Annotated in this window: 1 protein-coding gene; it reads right to left on the bottom strand. The window is 53.0% G+C overall.

Annotation, left to right across the window (positions count from 1 at the left end; translation table 11 throughout):
- Nucleotides 1-1,004: protein adenylyltransferase SelO family protein (locus MXD58_RS31860; RefSeq protein ID WP_250610223.1), on the bottom strand; the 1,004-nt coding region annotated here is incomplete at both ends.

Below are 1,004 nucleotides of genomic sequence, written 5' to 3'. Positions count from 1 at the left end.
ATTCCTGCGAGCCAATTATGGTGATACAACTCCGGAAATTCTGAAATCGCATCCTGGGCCAGTTTGACAGCCTGCTCCTGATCTGCATGCAGCAGCGGCAATAGGGCTTCAGCAAATCGCGCGAGATTCCACCCGCCAATATTCGGCTGATTGCCATAGGCATAGCGGCCCCCCGTATCGATGGAACTGAATACCGTAGCCGGGTCATATTCATCCATAAAGGCACAAGGACCATAATCGATGGTTTCCCCGCTAATAGTCATGTTGTCGGTGTTCATCACCCCGTGAATAAAGCCAACCAGCTGCCATTTGGCAATCAGCCCCGCCTGACGCTTGATCACTTCCTGAAGCAGCGGAAGATACCGGTTTTCATCAGTATCAATGTCTGGAAAATGACGCTTTAGTGCATAGTCAGCCAAGATTCGAAGTTCCTCAACTGTGCCCCATTTTGCAGCGTATTGAAAGGTGCCGACGCGCAGATGACTGACAGCCACACGTGTCAGAATGGCACCAGGCAGGGCGGTTTCGCGAATTACTGGCTCACCTGTTGTCACCACTGCTAGACTGCGGGTGGTAGGTATACCAAGCGCATGCATGGCTTCGCTGATGATGTATTCGCGCAGCATCGGGCCAAGTGTCGCTCGACCATCGCCCCCGCGGGAGTATGGCGTTCGTCCTGGACCCTTTAGCTGAATATCAAACCGTTCATCCAGGGGAGTCATCTGCTCGCCTAGCAGCAGAGCCCGGCCGTCCCCTAACATGTTAAAATGCCCAAATTGATGCCCCGCATAAGCTTGAGCAAGAGGCGAAGCACCTTCGGGAATCTGGTTTCCAGCAAGCACCGCTACGCCAGTTTCGCTTTGTAGCGCCTCGGCGTTCAAGCCCAGCGATGCTGCCAGCGAATCATTGAGAATGATCAGCTTCGGTGAGCGTACAGGGGTTGGGTTAAGACTTGTAAAAAATGATTTCGGCAGTCGGGCATAACTGTTGTCAAAGTTCCATCC

The sequence above is a fragment of the Frankia sp. AgKG'84/4 genome (genome assembly GCF_023242965.2).
Classification (GTDB): domain Bacteria; phylum Actinomycetota; class Actinomycetes; order Frankiales; family Frankiaceae; genus Frankia.
Note: the sequence above shows the minus strand (reverse complement) of the source record. Positions and strands in the feature narration are given on the sequence as shown.